The sequence below is a fragment of the Winogradskyella ouciana genome (genome assembly GCF_009709615.1).
Taxonomy (GTDB): domain Bacteria; phylum Bacteroidota; class Bacteroidia; order Flavobacteriales; family Flavobacteriaceae; genus Winogradskyella; species Winogradskyella ouciana.
In genome coordinates this window covers 298,965-316,993 of the sequence record NZ_WJYA01000005.1, presented here as the reverse complement: position 1 = coordinate 316,993, position 18,029 = coordinate 298,965, and the positions used below count along the sequence as shown (strand labels likewise).

Here is an 18,029-nt window from a genome sequence, read left to right as displayed (position 1 = left end):
AGTTGATTCTGTTAGTTGATTATCTGTTAATATATACCCAAGCGCTCTTTTGTTTAGCACCGCCTTCATAGATCACTGTATAAAAATAAGTACCTACCGGAAGTTCTTCACCATCATTAGTTTGACCTTCCCATTCATCTGTATAGTTACTCTTAGAATATACAAGTGTTCCATTTCTGTTGAAAATTTCTAGTTTAACAACATCAAAGCTGCTTAAATCAAAACGGTCATTTTGTCCTGGACTAACACCTGGTGAAATTCCCTCTGGGAAAATACAATTATCGAGTTCTATTACAGTAGTTGTAACTGTATTGCTACAACCCGAAGCACTAAAAGTAATTTCAGCTGAATAGTCTCCCGAAACCAAAACGGTATCTAACATTAAACCACTAGCGCCAGATATTAGAGTTCCATCTAAGTACCAATTAACTGACACGTCAGCTGCTGAGAAGTTATCAGGAATTATCGCAATTGTAATAGGAACCGTTGCGTTTGGACAAACTTCATAATCTATGCTTTGATCAAATGTCGCTAGAGGAATAAGATTAACCACAAGATTGAATGATGTGGTCTGATAACATCCTGTTGCATTGTCTTCAGCTCTTACATATATGGTCTCTCCACCACTGTTGTGAGGGCTCGACAATGCAGCTGTACCACTCTCGGCATCCGCCTGAGATGAATGATAAGTAATTGTAACATCTGGATCTGTGCTTACTTCAGCATCTATTGAAGTTAAATCAAAATCTGTCATACCGTCAACAGCTCCATCCATATCATCGCAGACAACAAAATCTGCTGGTTGATTTACATCTGGTCTGGTATTAACAACCAATTCTACTTCAGATAATTGACGACACCCTAAGAAACCATCATTAGCCGCGTCTGCATCTTCTACTCTAATTATCAGTGTTTCACCAGATGAGGTATATGGAGAAGATACTGCATTCATTGCTTGATTTGCATCTGCTGTATTTGTATAGTATGACACAGTAAAATCAGCGCCAAAACCTAGAGAGGCAGTTAATGCATCTAAGTCAAATGCTTCAGAACCATCAGCTTCAGGGCCATCACAGACTGTTATGTTCTGTGGGTCAACCGTACCTGCATCGTCGTAAAAGTTTATTTGAACTAATGCTGAAAAATATTGCTCACTTTGGTCACAAATACCTCCTAAGACTTGAACTTGATAGGTTCCAGATTCAGTTGCAGTTAACATAGGGTCATTATAATCAGGAATAACGAAACCGTCTTTATACCACACATACTCATCTACATCGTAAAACGTTGTTGCCTCTAACTGAACGCTAGGGAAACCACAGTAATTAAAAGTGCCATCTGGTGTTCCAGGATCTTCAACAGTGTCTTCAACAGGACCACCTTCAAGGTTTAAAGTAACGTCGCAAACAACTTCACAATTGGTACCATCTGCAGGTCCAGAATCTTGCGTAAAGGTATAAAATCCTGGTTGTTGTGAGAAGTTTGTGATAAGGATAATATAAGTTGAATTCGCCGGGACATTGGTTAATGTTATAGTCTCACTTGCGGTTGCTGAATAACTACAATCTGCAATATTTTCAGTGAGTAATTCATAACAACCTTCTTGTTGATCTACAAAAGGGCCCCAAACTATAAAGTCAATATCCAATGGTGCTCCACCTGTACTGGTTTGATCTAAACTAAACTCATAATCTCCCGCGTCATCAAATTGTATTGTGTTCCATTGAGGGTCTGGTTGTGAGAACAGGCAGTCATAGTCCAAATAAGGAGGTGCTACTTGATCACCAACTATACTTTCGTATTGGATACTTGGATCAGCACAAATTGGTAAGGCATCTAAACAATAGGTTGGTGTTCCTAAAGTGCTGATACATAAATCAAAGCTACTTGTTTCACTCGTTGAACCAGCTGAGAATATTCTCACGTAATACGTATTGCCAACTACTAGAGAAGGTGTTAGGCTAAAAGTATCATCAGAGCAATATAGTTCTGTAAGACTACCACATGCACCTTCATATACTGCATGGTCTAAATTTGTGGTCCCACCAGTTATGTTTTGAATATCTATAATTTGCTGTTCTCCTAGTGCCGTAAATTGAAACCAAACGTCATCATCTGGTGAACCAGAACAACTACCGTTTGGTACACCAGACGGTGTTGCAGCTAAAATAGTACCTGAATTTACACTATCACATGATTCGTCTGCATTAACTACAGCAACGGTTGCCATATCACACTCATCATTTGCTGGTGGACAAGCTAATACTTCAAAGAACTCACTACTGATAACACAATTATTATCTTGTTCATTGGTTACAAATACTTTTACTGAATTGCCAAAAGGGAAAGGTCCAGCTTGATAAACTCCAACTGCAGTAGCTTGTACTGTAGAGGCATCAAAATCATTAGATATTTCTAGTGAAGTAGCATCACCTAAACTGGTAACATCAACATCAATAAAGAATTGATCGCTATTACAGTCAGTAGTAACAGAATAATTGGCTTCAGGTAACGTACAGGTTAATTCCTCAACATTTACTGTAAAGTCTAATGTTACACCCCAAGTACCATTGTAACAAGGGTTAGGTGTAGCTTGTCCTGAATCTGCTGTACCAATTCGCATTCTATGTTGGCCTAATGGTGCTGTTGCTGGCATAACAAAAGAGGCATCTAAAGTGGTTGGGTTTGCATTGGTAGATTCCCCTTGAAAAACTAATTCAGTTGCATTGTCAAAAACCAGATCGTCATTAAAGTCAATCCATATATTAGTACCATATGTAAAACCGGTCGCAAAAGTAACGGCCACATTTGTATTTATACCTTGAAATACGTTTACTACTGTGCCTGTATGGTTTTCATAAGTAACATCTCCAAAACTAGGAAAATCAGTAACTCCAATAGTTACGTTCGTTACACCATCACCATCATTACTGGTTGGTTCAGAAGCACAATAACCCGTGTAGAATGTACCAGGTCCGGTCCATGAACTTAAGTTTAGAGGGTCACAAACAGCCTGAACATAAAACTCATAATTAGTATCTGATGTTAATCCTGTAATCACATAAGGATTTGTTGTTACATCTGATACAACAGTTCCTGTACCTTGTACGAAGCCAGCAACTCCATATTCAATATTCCATGTTGTAGCTGTACCTGTTTCTGTCCATCCAACCTCTGTAGAGGTTAAACTTAAGTTAGTAGATGTTAAATCTGTAGGTTCAGGACAAGTAGGAATATTTCTTACTTGAAAATTATCTACAAATATATCATTGTCCTCAGGATCATCAATAGTACCTTCAGAACCTAAAATACCAAACTGTACGGTTTGACCAGCATAGGCCTCTAGCGTAACAACAGGATGTTCACCTGTAGGAGAAACTACAGATGTGCTGTCATAAACCAAAAGAGGTATCCATGTAGTACCACCATCATTGGTAATTAAAAGTTGAACAGTATCATCTGAACCTAAAGTGCCAGCTGTTGTAGAGCTACCAAATTGCATTATCCCAAAATCGAACTCAACTTGGAAAGGACCACCAGTTAAATCAAATTCTGGTGAAAGAATCCAGTCACTTTTAGAGGCTACCCATAAATTTATTTTATAAGCACCAGTAAATCCATTATTGAGAAAACCATCGGCTGTCCAAGATCCAGCTCCTAAATCTCCTGGCCCTGTAGTAGCATCGCCACTATCTGCTTCATCCCAACAGTTAGGAATGATGGTAGTAAAATCTTCTAAATAATCTGGCACAAAGACATCACAAGCTGTGGTGAAAGTAAAAGGACCATTGAAATCACTAGTATCTCCACCTCCACAATCTGCTTGAACATAAAAATCGTAATCTGTATTGGCCATAAGACTAGTCGCCGTATAAGGATTAGAAACTCCTGTAGCTGTTGGTGTTCCGGTAGGCGTATCACCAGATGGCACTATTTCAACATTCCACATAGTGGCGGATCCATTCTCTGTCCAACTTAAATCAGCTCCATCTATTGTAAAGTTATCTGCGGCTAAATCTGTAGGGAATAAACAAGTAGGGCCTTCCTCTATACATACGTCTGCGGTTCCGTCTTGTCCATCTCTCCATATAACTGCAACATATGTGTTGCCAGGAGTTAATCCACTTATAATATCAGAACTATCTCCAGCATCATAAATATTATTATCGCAATTTCCTATTGTAGTTCCTCCGCACATGTCTAATACCTCTAGTCCAATGCTATCTGCACCACCGCTGAAGTTAAAGACTACAGATCCTATTGCAGGTGCTGTAAAACTTACCCAATAACCCCAATTTCCGAATGCATCACAAGATGGATTCTCGTCAGCAGCATCTAAATCTTCAGCTATTGAAAAATCTAGAGTAACAGGTGTTGCTGCACTACAGTCTGTCTCTACAGTCATAGGAAATGCCGCAACACAACTTCCACCTGGTACAACAGTATTGAAAGTTGTTGGGCCAACGAAATTTGATGTTCCTGAACCTCCACAATCCGACTGGACGTAAAAATCATATGATGTACCTTCAGTTAGCCCTGTTAAATTAAATGTAGTAGACGTTAGACCAGATTCTAAAGTACCTGAGCCTGGAGTAAATCCAGCTATTCCCCATTCTAAATTCCACATAGTTGCAGATCCAGTTTCATTCCATTGCAAATCTGCACTGTTCTCTGTAACATTAGCAACAGTCAACATATCAGGATCTGGGCATGTAGGTGGAGATTGCGATGTAATGGTAGGAGAATCAAAACAAAAACCCCATTCATAACCTTCAGCACCACCTGGGCCATCATCATAAAAAGCAATTCTATACTGAAAACCAGAAAGCTGTGTAGGCGTAAAACCAGCTATATTTAGTTGGTTACTTGTAAAACTATCTCTAGTACCGCTACAAAAGTTATCAGTAGGTTGATCTGTACTGGCCGTAAATTGTTGCCATACCTCCCAAGTACTTGAATCAGCATCCCAATACTCTAAGTTAAGTACATCGGCCAAATCATTATAAGTATAGTCAGCATCAACAAATAACCATGTCTCACCAGCGGCAAAAGCAGCTGAAAGATCTATTATTGTTGACTCTGCAGCGATGTCATCATCACTACCAAATCCGGCGTCGTCGTCATCAAAGGCAAAGTTGCTAGTGACCGTAGGATCTGCTTCAAAAGCAGTAGGATCCGTGTTGTAAGTTCCTGTAACCGTCCAATTGGTATTTGGCCATGCTGCAGACTGATTTAAAACTTGAGCACTTAAGGAAAGAGTTAAGCACAAAAGAAATAAAAATAGAGTAATCTTTTTCATTATTAATCGGTTTGTTAGAAATTATTTAACCCTTTGTAACACGTTGATTACAAAGGATTTATTTTGTTTTAAATAAAATGAGGCTATTGCGAGCATTAATTACGTTGGTTGGTCGTTTTTTTTATGCCTATTCGAATATATAAAAAATGCCTATTAACATGATGTTAACATTGTTATAATAGACTAACTACATTATTAATCGACAAATGGTTTATGGGTTTTTGAGTTGTATATAAACTGGGAAATGATCACTATAACCACCTTTATATTTTTTACCCACATAGGTTCTAAATGGCTGTCCTTTATACTTACCATGATACTGAGTTAAATTCTTATTGTTGAAGACATTTGCACCATTAAAAGACAATGAAGATTTTGAGGATTCGAAAAAGTTTGTTGAAATTAAAATTTGATCAAACAGATTCCAGCCAAAATTATGATTCAAACTTCCTTTATCTCGAGACCAAACTGTTTTAAAGGGATTGTACAAACTGCTTTCCTTTTCGAGCAAAGAAAGACTCTTACTGTTAGGGTTGTCATTAAAATCACCCATAACAATAATCCTTGCATTTGCATCTTCCTTTTTTAGCATTTTAACAACAGAGTTTACAACGTTAGCTGCGGTAATACGTTTGTACTCCGTTTCTTTTTCACCTTCTCTTCTAGAAGACCAATGATTAACTATAATATTTAATTTTTCATTATTTAATTTACCTTGTACCAAAAGAATATCTCTTGTATAATCTTGCACTCCAAATTCATTTTGTAAATAAACTGAAAAGGTCTCTGAATTTTCAACTTTAAAGACATCACTTTTATAGAGTAATGCGACATCTATTCCTCTTTCATCAGAAGAGTCGTAGTGAACATAGCTATAGTTTTCTTCAATAAGATTTTTACTTCTTACTAAGTCAGACAGTACGGTTTTATTTTCTACCTCTGCTAGCCCAACAACTACAGGTGCAGCATCTGTATTTTCTTCACCTATTTTTGAAATTACAGAACCTAACTTTCGCAATTTGTTTTCGTAACGCTTGGATGTCCATCTTTTTCTTGAAGTTGGTAAAAAGTCATCATCATTGGTTAAAGGATCATTTTCAATATCAAATAGATTTTCAATATTATAGAAAGCTAAAGTGTAAGTTTTGGAATTGTTACTCATGGCAATAAATATAGGTTTTTAAAACATTATTAAGAAAAATCCATTTGCTTAACTTTGTACTTTAATAGTATATATGATAGAGAAAAAAGATATCAATTTAGAGAGCGTTGTTTTGATAGGGATAATTACGCAAGACCAAGATGAGGAAATGTCGAAGGAATACTTGGATGAGCTCGAATTCTTAACCTACACGGCAGGTGGTGATGTTGTTAAACGGTATACCCAAAAGATGACTATGCCAAATCCCAAAACTTTTATTGGTACTGGTAAAATGGAAGAGGTAAGGGAATTTGTGACTGAGAACGACATTGGTACGGTAATTTTTGATGACGAGCTTTCACCTGCCCAAGAACGAAATATCAGTAAAATACTCAATTGCAAGATATTGGATAGAACTAACCTTATCCTCGATATTTTTGCGCAACGTGCACAAACCAGTTATGCAAGAACACAGGTAGAACTGGCACAATGCGAATATTTACTACCGCGATTAAAAGGTATGTGGACTCACCTCGAAAGACAAAAAGGAGGTATTGGTATGCGTGGACCTGGTGAAACGGAGATTGAGACCGATAGACGTATCGTAAGAGATAAGATAGCATTGCTAAAGTCTAAGATTAAGACCATAGATAAGCAAATGGCTGTGCAGCGTGGCAACAGAGGGAAGCTGGTTCGTGTAGCACTTGTAGGTTATACCAATGTAGGGAAATCCACACTGATGAATGTCATTAGTAAAAGTGAAGTGTTTGCTGAAAATAAACTCTTCGCTACTTTAGACACTACGGTTAGAAAAGTAGTGATTGGTAATCTGCCATTTTTGGTTAGTGATACTGTTGGGTTTATTAGAAAATTACCTACTCAACTTGTAGAATCCTTTAAAAGTACTTTAGATGAGGTTAGGGAAGCAGATTTGTTGCTTCATGTCGTCGATATTTCGCATTCTAATTTTGAAGAACATATTGAATCCGTAAATCAGATTTTAGATGAAATTGAAAGTAAGGATAAACCAACCATTATGGTGTTCAACAAAATTGATGCTTATAAAGCCGTACCTTACGATGAAGATGATTTAATGATAGAACTCACTAAAGCTCACTATACCCTAAAGGACTGGAAAAAAACCTGGATGGCAAAACTCGGAGATAATGCCTTGTTTATTTCCGCTATTAATAAGGAGAATATGGATGAATTCAGAAAACGCGTCTATAAAGAAGTAAGAGAAATTCATGTCACACGTTTTCCGTACAACAATTTTCTGTATCCAGACGTTGAAGACCCGAACCTTTCTATTTAATGAAAACGTATTGGGAACATTTTAAAACTTGGTCTGCCAAGAGATGGCAAAACAAATGGGTGAAAACTGCGATCATTTCACTTTTAGCCGTTTTTATTTTTCTCATAGGACTGTACATCAGCATCTATTTCGGACTATTCGGTAAAATTCCAACAAAAGAAGATCTCAGTTCCATAAAACAGGAAGAAGCTACACAGTTATTAGATAGAAATGAAAAACTCATCGGTAAATATTACATCTTCGATAGGCAACCTGTGGCATTTGATGACTTCCCTAAACATTTAATCAATGCGCTCGTCGCAACGGAAGATGTTAGATTTTACGAACATGATGGTGTGGACAACATGAGCTTGATGCGCGTATTTATAAAAAACCTTTTAATGGGTGATGCATCTGCAGGTGGTGGAAGCACAATAACTTTACAACTAGCTAAAAATCTTTATGGTAGAAAAGATTATGCTATGTTCAGTATGCTCATCAATAAGTTTAAGGAATCCATTATTGCTAAACGCATCGAAACCGTGTATTCAAAGGAAGAAATTCTAACCCTTTACTTAAATACAGTTCCATTTTCTGACAATACCTATGGTATTGAAAGTGCTTCAAGAAAATTTTTCAATAAATCTGTAAATGAACTTTCTCAGCTTCAAGCCGCTACACTTGTTGGTACACTAAAGGCAAATAATTATTATAATCCAAGGTTGCATTTAGAAAGAAGCAAGGATAGACGTAACGTAGTGTTGGATCAAATGGTAAAATACGGTTACTTAGAAAAAGATTCATTGGATGTATTTAAGAATTCTGAGGTTGAATTAGACTATCGCTCCTTTAATCATGATTTAGGTATAGCGCCATATTTTCGTGAAACGGTTAAGAAGCAGTTGGCAGAAATTCTGGATTCCATCAAAAATCCCAATGGAGAAAAATACAATCTCAACAAAGATGGTTTAAAAGTTTATACCACCTTAGATTATAAAATGCAGGAGTATGCAGAAGCTGCAATGGAAGAGCACATGGCTAAATTACAAGTAGCTTTTGAAAATTCTTATGGGAAAAATGCACCATGGGAAACTAATAGTAGTCTATTGAAATTTGCAATCAAGAATACAATTCAATATAAGGCGTTACAAAGGCAAGGTCTTAATGAAAAGCAAATTGAAGATTCCTTGAAGGTAAAGCGACCTGTAGAATTATTCGACTGGAAAGGGGATACGATTAGAAATGTTTCAGCAATTGATAGCCTTAAGCACTTTTTGAAGTTTCTAAATACAGGCATGTTGTCCATAGATCCAAACGACGGAGCGGTTAGAGCCTATATTGGTGGCATAGATTATCGTTATTACAAATACGATCATGTTTCGCAAAGTAAACGTCAGGTTGGTTCTACATTTAAGCCTTTTGTCTATACGGCAGCCATTGAAGATGGTATGAAACCTTGTGAGTATTTTTCACTATCAAAAGTGACTTATACCAATTATGATGATTGGTCTCCTAGTAATTCTGGTGATAAAGAGGAAGATCCTTACATTAATTATAACTTAGAAAAAGCGCTAAGTAATTCTGTAAACACTATAGCTGTAAAGGTTTTTGATAAAGTCGGGATACCTAAAGTAATCGATCAAGTAAAGAAATTAAATATTTCAGAAGAACTTCCGGAAGAGCCTTCGCTTGCCTTGGGAGTTGCAGAAATAAACTTAATAGATTTAACAGGAGCTTATGCAAGCTATGTAAATAATAGTGTGCCTGTAGAACCTTATTACATTACCAGGATTGAAGACAAAGATGGTAATCTTATTTATGAGTATAAACCAGAAAACAAAATTAAAAAAGCCTATTCTGATTACACAAGACAAGTGATGCTACAATTTATGAAGGCTACAGTAAATAATGGAACCGCATCAAGATTGCGAAGTACTTACGGACTTAGAAATGCAATAGCAGGTAAAACGGGTACTACCCAAGATAATAAGGATGGTTGGTTTGTTGGAATTACGCCAAAATTAGTCACAGTAACTTGGGTCGGGAACGACAACCACAGTATAGGTTTTAAGACTACTGCTTTAGGACAAGGAGCGAATTCAGCATTACCAATTTTTGCTAATTTTTATAAGAAGCTGAATTCAGATATCGAGTTTAAAACCATTACCAATGCACAGTTTGAAAATCCCTCAAGAGAAGTTATCAATGATTTAGATTGCGAACCAGAAAAGCGTGATGGGTTATTTAAAAGAATTTTTAAACGAAAGAACAAGAAAAAGAAATTCTAATAAAAAAGACCTGACATTTTAAAATGTCAGGTCTTTTTTTAAATCAAATTCTATCTACAATTAGAAGCTGTAGCTTAAACCAATTGTATAATAAGATTGTAATTTATTATCAGCATCAGCTAAATCAACTCCTTGAAAATTAGCGGCTTCTTGTTGGTTGCTTCTTAAGGCAAAATCAAAACCAACACCAATCATCTTCCATAATGTGTAGCTAAAAGAGTTAGTCCACGTCCAGTTAGATAGGTCGCTAGACTTATAACTCTGGAAGGTAGAAAAGTTAGATTTAAATGAGATTTTACCAATTTGTCTTGTATAATCTGCAACAATTTTTGCACCAGCAGAAGACTCAAAAGCAGCATCATTTTCAGCAAATACAAAGTTGTAGTTTAGTGGGTGAATTACAACGATTAAATTGTCTAACGGTGTCCATGTAGCACCAACACCAACATCTAAAAATCCTGGATCATTAAAGTTGTCCAATAATGTGGTTCTATATTCTGCCAAACCAGATATGGCCCATTTATCGCTTATATTGCGACCATAAAGAGATGAAATATTAAATACATCTGTAGTTGGATTGAATTCATCACTGTCCGTATCAGTGTCCTTGTTGTCTAATTTTACCCAATTTAAGTTAGTTGTTAAAGAATTTCTCCAAAAGAATTTATCTTCAATTAGATTGGCAAAACCGTTAACGGTAATACCAATATTACCTGATGAGTTGTTAGGTGCTCCTTGCGCATACCAATTATTAAAGTTAGATAAGCTACCTCCAATAGTACCAAACGCGCCAGTACGCCAACCTGGCAATGCATCTATTTGTGCTTGTATAGCATCAGCTTCACTTTGAAACTTGTCTGCTTCGGCTTGTTTTTCTGCCTTTTGTGCTTGTAGCTCTTCTTTTGTTTGAGAAAAACTAATGGTAACCGCAAACATTAAGAATACAGATAAAAGTAATTTTTTGTTCATAATGAATTAAAATTTAGTAAATAATAGTTGTTATTAATTTGTAAATATAAGTGTTTGTTGATTTTGTTGAAATATTCAAATGTGCGCTATAATTACTCTTAAGACCTAGAAATAATTTAAAAGTCACATTTTTTAAAGATTATTTTCTTTTATAAAGGGGTACTGAAGAGCAAGCTTCACCAAACATTATAGATTTTGCGATAGGTTTCAGCTTTTGAGAAAGTAATATGAGAGCATTAGCAGGCACAGGCTTGTGAGAACACCCTTTTATAATCACAGGCATATCTTTGTAGACGTTAAGATCTAAATCTGAAATGATTGAAGTATAGATAATAGACTCTAGTTGGTCTAAGGGTCCAATTACTGTTAGTTTTGAAAATTCCTGAAGTTGTAAAGAAATAAGCATATAAGCCCAGTCTGGCACGATAGCATCTGTTGAGCAGTGCAAAGCCACATAGCAATCTTTATATTGCGACCAATCATGCTCAGAAACATGTTGTCTAAAATCTTTTTCCCTAAGCACCAAGCCTTCAAGCAACCAATCCTTAATATCAAATAGAACACGTTTCCCTTCAGGGTAGTAGTCTTCTAAATCAATGACTTTTAGTTTGCTGTTAGCAACTCTATTAATAATTTCTTGTGCCATATTATAGCATACCTAATTCTAACTTGGCTTCTTCGCTCATTAAATCTTGGGACCAAGGTGGATCAAAAGTAATTTCCACTTCAGCATCTTTAACCTCGTTAATGGATTTTACTTTCTCTTCAACTTCTAGTGGTAAGGTTTCCGCCACAGGGCAGTTAGGCGTTGTCAATGTCATTAAGATTTTTACATCATAATCTTCGTTCACAAAAACATCGTAAATAAGTCCTAATTCGTATATGTCAACTGGGATTTCAGGATCGTAAATCGTTTTTAAAACTCTTACAATTTTATCTCCAAGTACATTTGTATCTATAGTTGTTTCGCTCATAATATGCTGTTTAGATGTTAAGTTGTTTGTCGTTTAGTTGTATTTAGATTTAACGACTCCACAACAAACGACTCAACTTAATTAAGTTGTGTTTGGTATGCAATGGCATACATCTTTAATTGTTTAATCATACTTACCAAACCATTAGCTCTAGTAGGTGATAAATGCTCTTTCAATCCAATTTCATCAATAAAATCAGTATTGGCTTTAATGATATCGTCTGGATGTTGATTAGAAAAAACTCTTATTAAAATTGCAATGACACCTTTAGTGATAATAGCATCACTATCTGCAGTAAATTGCACCTTTTCATCATTCATTTCTGCATGAACCCATACCTTGCTTTGGCAGCCTTTTATAATATGGTCTTCGGTTTTGTATTGTTCTTCTATGAGTGGGAGTGTTTTTCCTAAATCAATCATGTATTGATAACGTTCTTCCCAATCCTCGAACATTGAAAACTCATCTACAATTTCGTTTTGAATCTCTTCAATTGTCATCTGTATTTTTCTTTTGCAATTATTTGTCAAAGATACGGCTTCCCTATTGTTTCTCAAACAATGACTTTATTGATAATATTTTTTCGATGATATCACTAATAGCTTTCGGTGGCTTACCGTGATCAAAACTTGGGCTCATAAATTTTTCATCACCTTTTGTCACCTTTAAAAATGCTGCTGGTGCTGCATCGTACTGATGCGTTTTTGAAGGGGCTTCTAATTCTGAAAGTGTGGTAATGTCCAATTCACTTAACAATCTATTAAATTCCTCTTTTTCTTCTGCTGGAATCGCAAAAGTGTTTATCCTTTTAATGTTATAATCATTAGTAAACGAAATAGAATCGCCTTTTATGGTTATAAGTTCGAAAAAACCTCTGGTTGAAGCTCTATATTCTATAACCATTTGATCATCAATAGAATCTTGCATTTTTTTATTCGAGACTGATGTTTCAGCCTCTCTAGTATTTAAAGTCGCTTCTTTTGTGGAATTGCAAGATTCGTTTAACATAATTATTGTGAGTAAACTAAATAGAAATTTCATATGTTCTAAGTTTTAAGTAAAGGTATAATATATAATAATCGAAATCTATGCCAAAATAAAAAAGGCGCCAATTAGGCGCCTTTTTTATTTAAAAATGAATATTAGTTTCCTGTAAACTCATCTCTAGGTCCTCCTGGTGCTAATACAGCACGCATTCTTACCTTTTGACCTTCGGTAAATAGTCCCATACAATCATCATCAGTGTAATCCATATAGTTTTCTACCATATCCACTGATCTACAATGTGTAACTGAGCCTGGACAGCCATAGTTTGGTCTATCTGATTTAGGAGTGTCAGAAACAAAATCATCTCTGTTGCATCTTCCGTCTCCCCAAATATGTCTTAGGTTTAACCAGTGTCCAACTTCATGAGTTGTGGTTCTACCACCGTCAAAAGGAGCTTGAGCTGTACCATTTGTGCCAAAATATTGGGGTGAAACTACTATACCATCGGTAGAAGCATTTCCTCCAGGAAACTGAGCATAACCCAAAATACCACCTCCAATATTGGCTACCCAAATTGTAAGATGCCCAGATTGCGCAGGATAAACAGATTTTACAGCATCATTAGTTCCCCATTGTGAAGTAGAATTTGCTCTTCTGTCTATGGTGGCAAGTGTAAAAGTTATGTCTGTATCTGCACCACTATCAGCATATAATGGATTTACATCATTAAAGTTTGTGTCATTAAAATCTGCATTTAAAACAGAAATTTGAGAATTGATTTGAGAGTCACTGATGTTTTGGCTACTATTTGCATAGACAACATACACGTATACAGGGATATTAATTGTTCCTAATCCATCATCAGTTGGTTCTCCACCACCATCTCCGCCGTCACCGCCATTATTGCCGTTTCCGTTGCCATTGCCGTTTCCGTTTCCAGGCCTTAAATTGTTTTCAAACTGTCTAGAACGTTTTTCAATATTATATATTTTTTGGTATAGACCAGGGTTTTCATTTAACTGACGGTTAAGAATCTCCATTGAGCTACAGTTTTTACCGTTCGCAGACCTATCTGCTGTGCCAGCTTCGTAGGGGTCTGTGTAGACATAAAAATCACTCATGTCAATTTCTTGTTGATCTGGGCTTTGAACTTGCTCCTGGTCATCATTACAACCTGTAAAAAGAGCCGTAATTACTGCTAGTCCTAAAATAGATTTTTTCATAAATAGTTGTTGTTTTGTTAAAAATTCTGTTGAATATATAACAATCTTTCAGAGTTTTAATAAATAAAATGATGCTTTCGATTAAGTGCAGAAAAAGAAAAACACCTTAAATTAGGTGCTTCACAAGATAACTTATTATGTTTAAGCTATTTAAGACAACATCATTACCGCCTTTTTAAGAGAAGCAATAAAGGTGTCAATTTCTTCTTTAGTATTATAGAACATAAAAGAGGCTCTAATAGTACCTGGAATTTTATAAAAGTCCATAATAGGTTGTGCACAATGATGTCCTGTACGAACGGCAATGCCCATTTTATCTAAAATGGTACCAATGTCATAAGGATGAATGTTACCTACATTAAAGGAAATAACAGAAGTTTTATTTTTAGAGGTGCCATATATTTTTAAGCCTTCAATTTGAAGTAGTTGTTCAGTGGCGTATTCTAAAAGCCCATGTTCGTATTGGGATATGCTGTCAAAACCTATTTGGTTCATATAATCTATAGCAGCACCAAAAGCAATGCCGCCACAGATGTTTGGTGTACCGGCTTCAAACTTGTGAGGTAAATCAGCGTAGGTTGTTTTTTCAAACGTAACTTCGGCAATCATTTCGCCACCACCTTGATATGGTGGTAATTTCTTCAGCCATTTCTCTTTACCGTAAAGCATGCCAACACCAGTTGGGCCACACATTTTGTGTGCAGAACAAACATAGAAATCTACATCTAGCTCTTGAACATCTGGTTTTATATGCGGGCAAGATTGTGCTCCGTCAACCAAAACAGCTGCACCAACCGAATGTGCTTTTTCAATAATGTCCTTAATGGGATTAATGGTGCCTAAAGCATTCGATATATGATTAACAAAAACGAGTTTGGTGTTTTCGTTTAAAAGTGAATTAAATTCCGAAAGAATTAATTCTCCATTTTCATTCATGGGAATCACCTTAAGTATTGCACCAGTCCTTTCGCAAAGCATTTGCCAAGGCACAATATTACTATGATGCTCTAAAGCTGAAACGATGACTTCATCACCTTTTTCAAGCAATGAGGAAAACCCATTGGCAACCAAATTAATACCATGTGTTGTACCCGAGGTTAAAATAACTTCATACGGATGCTTAGCATTAAAATGTTTTTGAATTTTAAGTCGCGCTTGCTCATATGCATCGGTTGCTTCTTGGCTTAAGCTGTGCACTCCTCTATGGATATTGGCATTATAGTTTGAGTAGTAATCTACAATAACATCAATGACCTGTTGAGGTGTTTGTGAGGTGGCTGCGTTGTCAAAATAAATCAAAGGTTTCCCGTTAACCTCACGATTGAGGATTGGGAAGTCTTTTCTTATGGCTTTAACATCAAAAATCACTTGGTTTCTTTTTTATTTATAAGTTGAAATTGTTTTCAATTTTTAATTTTTCAATTATAGTTTTTCCAATTTCCAAAAATGCTTCACACCACTCAATACCTTTCTTTTCTGAATAAATTGAAATTTGATTAGGCCATCCTTGATTCGACCCAAAAATCTCATATCTTGATTCAAGATAGGATTTTAATGCTGAAGTAAATATTTTGTTTCCAGTTCCGGCCTCAAATCCATATATAAAAGAAACAATAGTATCCCTATTAATTGGTTGAACCCACATCGAAATTCTATTTAAAAAGTGATACAATAGTCGAAATTGTTTTTCGGTCATCTCCAAAGAACAAGTTAAAGATCAAACCCAATATTAACACCCAATTTGTTGGCGATAATCTTTGTAATGCGGTTTTTAACCTCAGGAATTTTAACGGAATCCAGTACGTTATTACTAAAGGCAAACATTAATAAAGCTCTAGCTTCTTTTTCAGGGATTCCACGAGAACGCAGGTAAAACATAGCACTTTCATCTAGTTGACCAATAGTGCAACCATGAGAACACTTTACATCATCCGCAAAAATCTCTAATTGAGGTTTAGTGTTTATACTTGCTTTATCGCTAATTAAAATATTATTGTTGGCCTGAAACGCATTGGTTTTCTGGGCTTCTTTTTCTACAACGACTTTACCATTAAACACACCTGTAGAACTATCATCAAAAATACCTTTGTAGTCTTGGTGACTTTCACAATTAGGTTCTATATGGTGAACTAAGGTATTATGATCTACATGTTGTTTGTTACCTATTATGGTAATGCCTTTCATGGTAGAATCGATACGTTCTCCGTTTTGATAGAAATTAAGGTTGTTTCTTATAAGTTTTCCACCAAAAGAAAAGGTGTGTACCTTAGCTAAACTTTCTTGTTTTTGATTTACAAACGTATTGTCAATTAAAGATGCAGATTCCCTGTCATTCTGAATTTTGTAATAATCTACTATAGCACGTTTATTAGTGAATATTTCAGTAACACTATTGGTTAAAACAGGATTGTCCGTTAAACTCTGATGACGCTCTATAATCTGAACATGGGAATTTTCGTCAACAACCACCAAATTTCTAGGTTGAAGCATTAAAGCCGCTTCATTGCCTGTTGAAAAATGTATAATTTGTATAGGCTTCTGAACCAATTTGTTTTTCGGAATGTGGATATAGGCACCTTCTGCAGAAAACGCTGTGTTTAAAGACGACAAACCATCTTTTGAAGCAATTTTATTGAAATAATTTTCAATAATCAAGCGATATTTAGGTTTGCTAAGTGCCGAAGACATTAAGCAAACATCTATACCATCATGTGTGGTCTGTGATAAATGAGAGGCGTATTTACCATCGATAAAAATGATTTTATAGGCATCAATATCGTGGATGAAGTATTTTTTTACATCCTTGAATTCTATCTCATTTTCTTGCTTAGGAAACACACTATAATCGTGCTTTAAAACTGAATTTAAAGAGGTATACTTCCAAGCCTCCTGTCTTTTGGTCGGGAAACCTTCAGTTTCAAATGTCTTTATTGCTTCGGTTCGTATATCATGTATTGGTGAGTGCACATCTACTGTGTCCTCAAAAGCCATAAATGACGATACTAATTTTTCTTTTAATTCCATTTTTATCATTTGTTAGCCGTTAGTTGTTAGCCGACAGTAGCTTACTGCTAACTGTGGACTAATCACTGCCTACTAATTATGCGTTCACTTCTTCCTTAATCCAATCGTATCCTTTAGCTTCTAACTCGTGAGCTAATTCTTTATCACCAGACTTTACAATTTTGCCATCATGCAAAACATGAACAAAATCCGGAATGATATGGTCCAACAATCTTTGGTAATGGGTAATAACAATCACAGCATTATCTTTAGATTTCAGTTTGTTGACACCATTGGCTACAATACGAAGCGCATCAATATCTAAACCAGAATCTGTTTCATCTAAAATAGCAAGCTTTGGCTCTAACATTGCCATTTGGAAAATCTCGTTACGTTTTTTCTCACCACCAGAAAAACCTTCGTTAATTGAACGTGAAAGAAACTTACGGTCAATCTCCAACAGTTCAGATTTTTCACGAATCATCTTAAGCATTTCATTAGCTGGCATATCTTCCAAGCCTTTTGCCTTTCGTGTTTCGTTTATGGCTGTCTTCATAAAGTTAGTGACACTAACTCCAGGAATTTCTACAGGATATTGAAAAGATAAAAACACACCTTTGTGAGCACGTTCGTCTGGACCAAGCTCATCAATATTCTCTTCTTCTAAAAGAATTTCACCTTCTTCTACTTCATATTCTTCCTTGCCTGCAATAACAGCCGCCAAGGTACTTTTACCAGAACCATTAGGTCCCATAATAGCGTGTACTTCACCAGCTTTTACTTCTAGGTTTATTCCTTTTAAAATTGCTTTACCTTCTACACTTGCGTGTAAGTTGTTTATCTTTAACATG

Annotated in this window: 14 protein-coding genes; 2 read left to right on the top strand and 12 right to left on the bottom strand. The window is 35.9% G+C overall.

Translation table 11 applies throughout. The features are described 5' to 3' along the window. Positions 1-19 precede the first annotated feature (19 nt). Positions 20-5,299, bottom strand: a complete 5,280-nt coding sequence (locus F1003_RS08955) for an FIDD domain-containing protein (protein WP_155089065.1) — start codon at positions 5,297-5,299, stop codon at positions 20-22. A gap of 211 nt (positions 5,300-5,510) precedes the next feature. Beyond that, entirely contained in the window at positions 5,511-6,461 is a 951-nt protein-coding gene (locus tag F1003_RS08950; protein ID WP_155089064.1) for an endonuclease/exonuclease/phosphatase family protein, read from the bottom strand. 73 nt (positions 6,462-6,534) lie between these two features. On the opposite strand from F1003_RS08950, the gene hflX reads away from it, so the two are divergent. Beyond that, a complete protein-coding gene (gene hflX, locus F1003_RS08945; RefSeq protein ID WP_155089062.1) occupies positions 6,535-7,755 on the top strand; it encodes a GTPase HflX in 1,221 nt (406 codons plus the stop codon). Then, on the top strand, positions 7,755-10,022 hold the full coding sequence (locus tag F1003_RS08940) for a transglycosylase domain-containing protein (RefSeq protein WP_155089061.1): 2,268 nt from the start codon (positions 7,755-7,757) through the stop codon (positions 10,020-10,022). Before hflX ends, F1003_RS08940 begins: the two co-directional genes overlap by 1 nt. Positions 10,023-10,082: 60 nt before the next feature. Here the strand turns inward: F1003_RS08940 and F1003_RS08935 are convergent, their stop codons facing one another. From F1003_RS08935 to sufC, 10 genes are all read right to left on the bottom strand, one after another. Next, on the bottom strand, positions 10,083-10,991 hold the full coding sequence (locus F1003_RS08935; RefSeq protein WP_155089059.1) for a DUF3078 domain-containing protein: 909 nt from the start codon (positions 10,989-10,991) through the stop codon (positions 10,083-10,085). Between the two features lie 139 nt (positions 10,992-11,130). After that, on the bottom strand, positions 11,131-11,637 hold the full coding sequence (locus F1003_RS08930) for a DUF2480 family protein (protein WP_155089057.1): 507 nt from the start codon (positions 11,635-11,637) through the stop codon (positions 11,131-11,133). Between the two features lies 1 nt (position 11,638). Then, on the bottom strand, positions 11,639-11,965 hold the full coding sequence (locus F1003_RS08925; protein ID WP_155089054.1) for a DUF59 domain-containing protein: 327 nt from the start codon (positions 11,963-11,965) through the stop codon (positions 11,639-11,641). A 77-nt stretch (positions 11,966-12,042) separates the two neighbouring features. Continuing rightward, positions 12,043-12,465, bottom strand: coding sequence for a SufE family protein (locus F1003_RS08920; RefSeq protein ID WP_155089052.1), 423 nt, complete (start codon positions 12,463-12,465; stop codon positions 12,043-12,045). A gap of 43 nt (positions 12,466-12,508) precedes the next feature. After that, positions 12,509-13,006 carry a hypothetical protein gene (locus F1003_RS08915; protein ID WP_155089050.1) on the bottom strand — a complete coding sequence of 166 codons (498 nt, stop codon included), beginning with the start codon at positions 13,004-13,006 and terminating at the stop codon, positions 12,509-12,511. A 101-nt stretch (positions 13,007-13,107) separates the two neighbouring features. Further along, complete coding sequence (locus tag F1003_RS08910; protein ID WP_155089048.1) at positions 13,108-14,175, bottom strand: zinc metalloprotease; 1,068 nt, start codon at positions 14,173-14,175, stop codon at positions 13,108-13,110. 150 nt (positions 14,176-14,325) lie between these two features. Continuing rightward, the gene (locus tag F1003_RS08905; protein WP_162306953.1) at positions 14,326-15,540 is read right to left on the bottom strand and encodes an aminotransferase class V-fold PLP-dependent enzyme; all 1,215 of its coding nucleotides are present in this window, start codon (positions 15,538-15,540) and stop codon (positions 14,326-14,328) included. A gap of 19 nt (positions 15,541-15,559) precedes the next feature. Next, positions 15,560-15,871 carry a hypothetical protein gene (locus F1003_RS08900; protein ID WP_155089046.1) on the bottom strand — a complete coding sequence of 104 codons (312 nt, stop codon included), beginning with the start codon at positions 15,869-15,871 and terminating at the stop codon, positions 15,560-15,562. A 14-nt stretch (positions 15,872-15,885) separates the two neighbouring features. Further along, positions 15,886-17,199, bottom strand: a complete 1,314-nt coding sequence (gene sufD, locus F1003_RS08895) for a Fe-S cluster assembly protein SufD (RefSeq protein WP_155089044.1) — start codon at positions 17,197-17,199, stop codon at positions 15,886-15,888. Between the two features lie 76 nt (positions 17,200-17,275). Next, the gene (sufC, locus tag F1003_RS08890) at positions 17,276-18,028 is read right to left on the bottom strand and encodes a Fe-S cluster assembly ATPase SufC (RefSeq protein ID WP_155089042.1); all 753 of its coding nucleotides are present in this window, start codon (positions 18,026-18,028) and stop codon (positions 17,276-17,278) included. Between the last annotated feature and the right edge of the window lies 1 nt (position 18,029).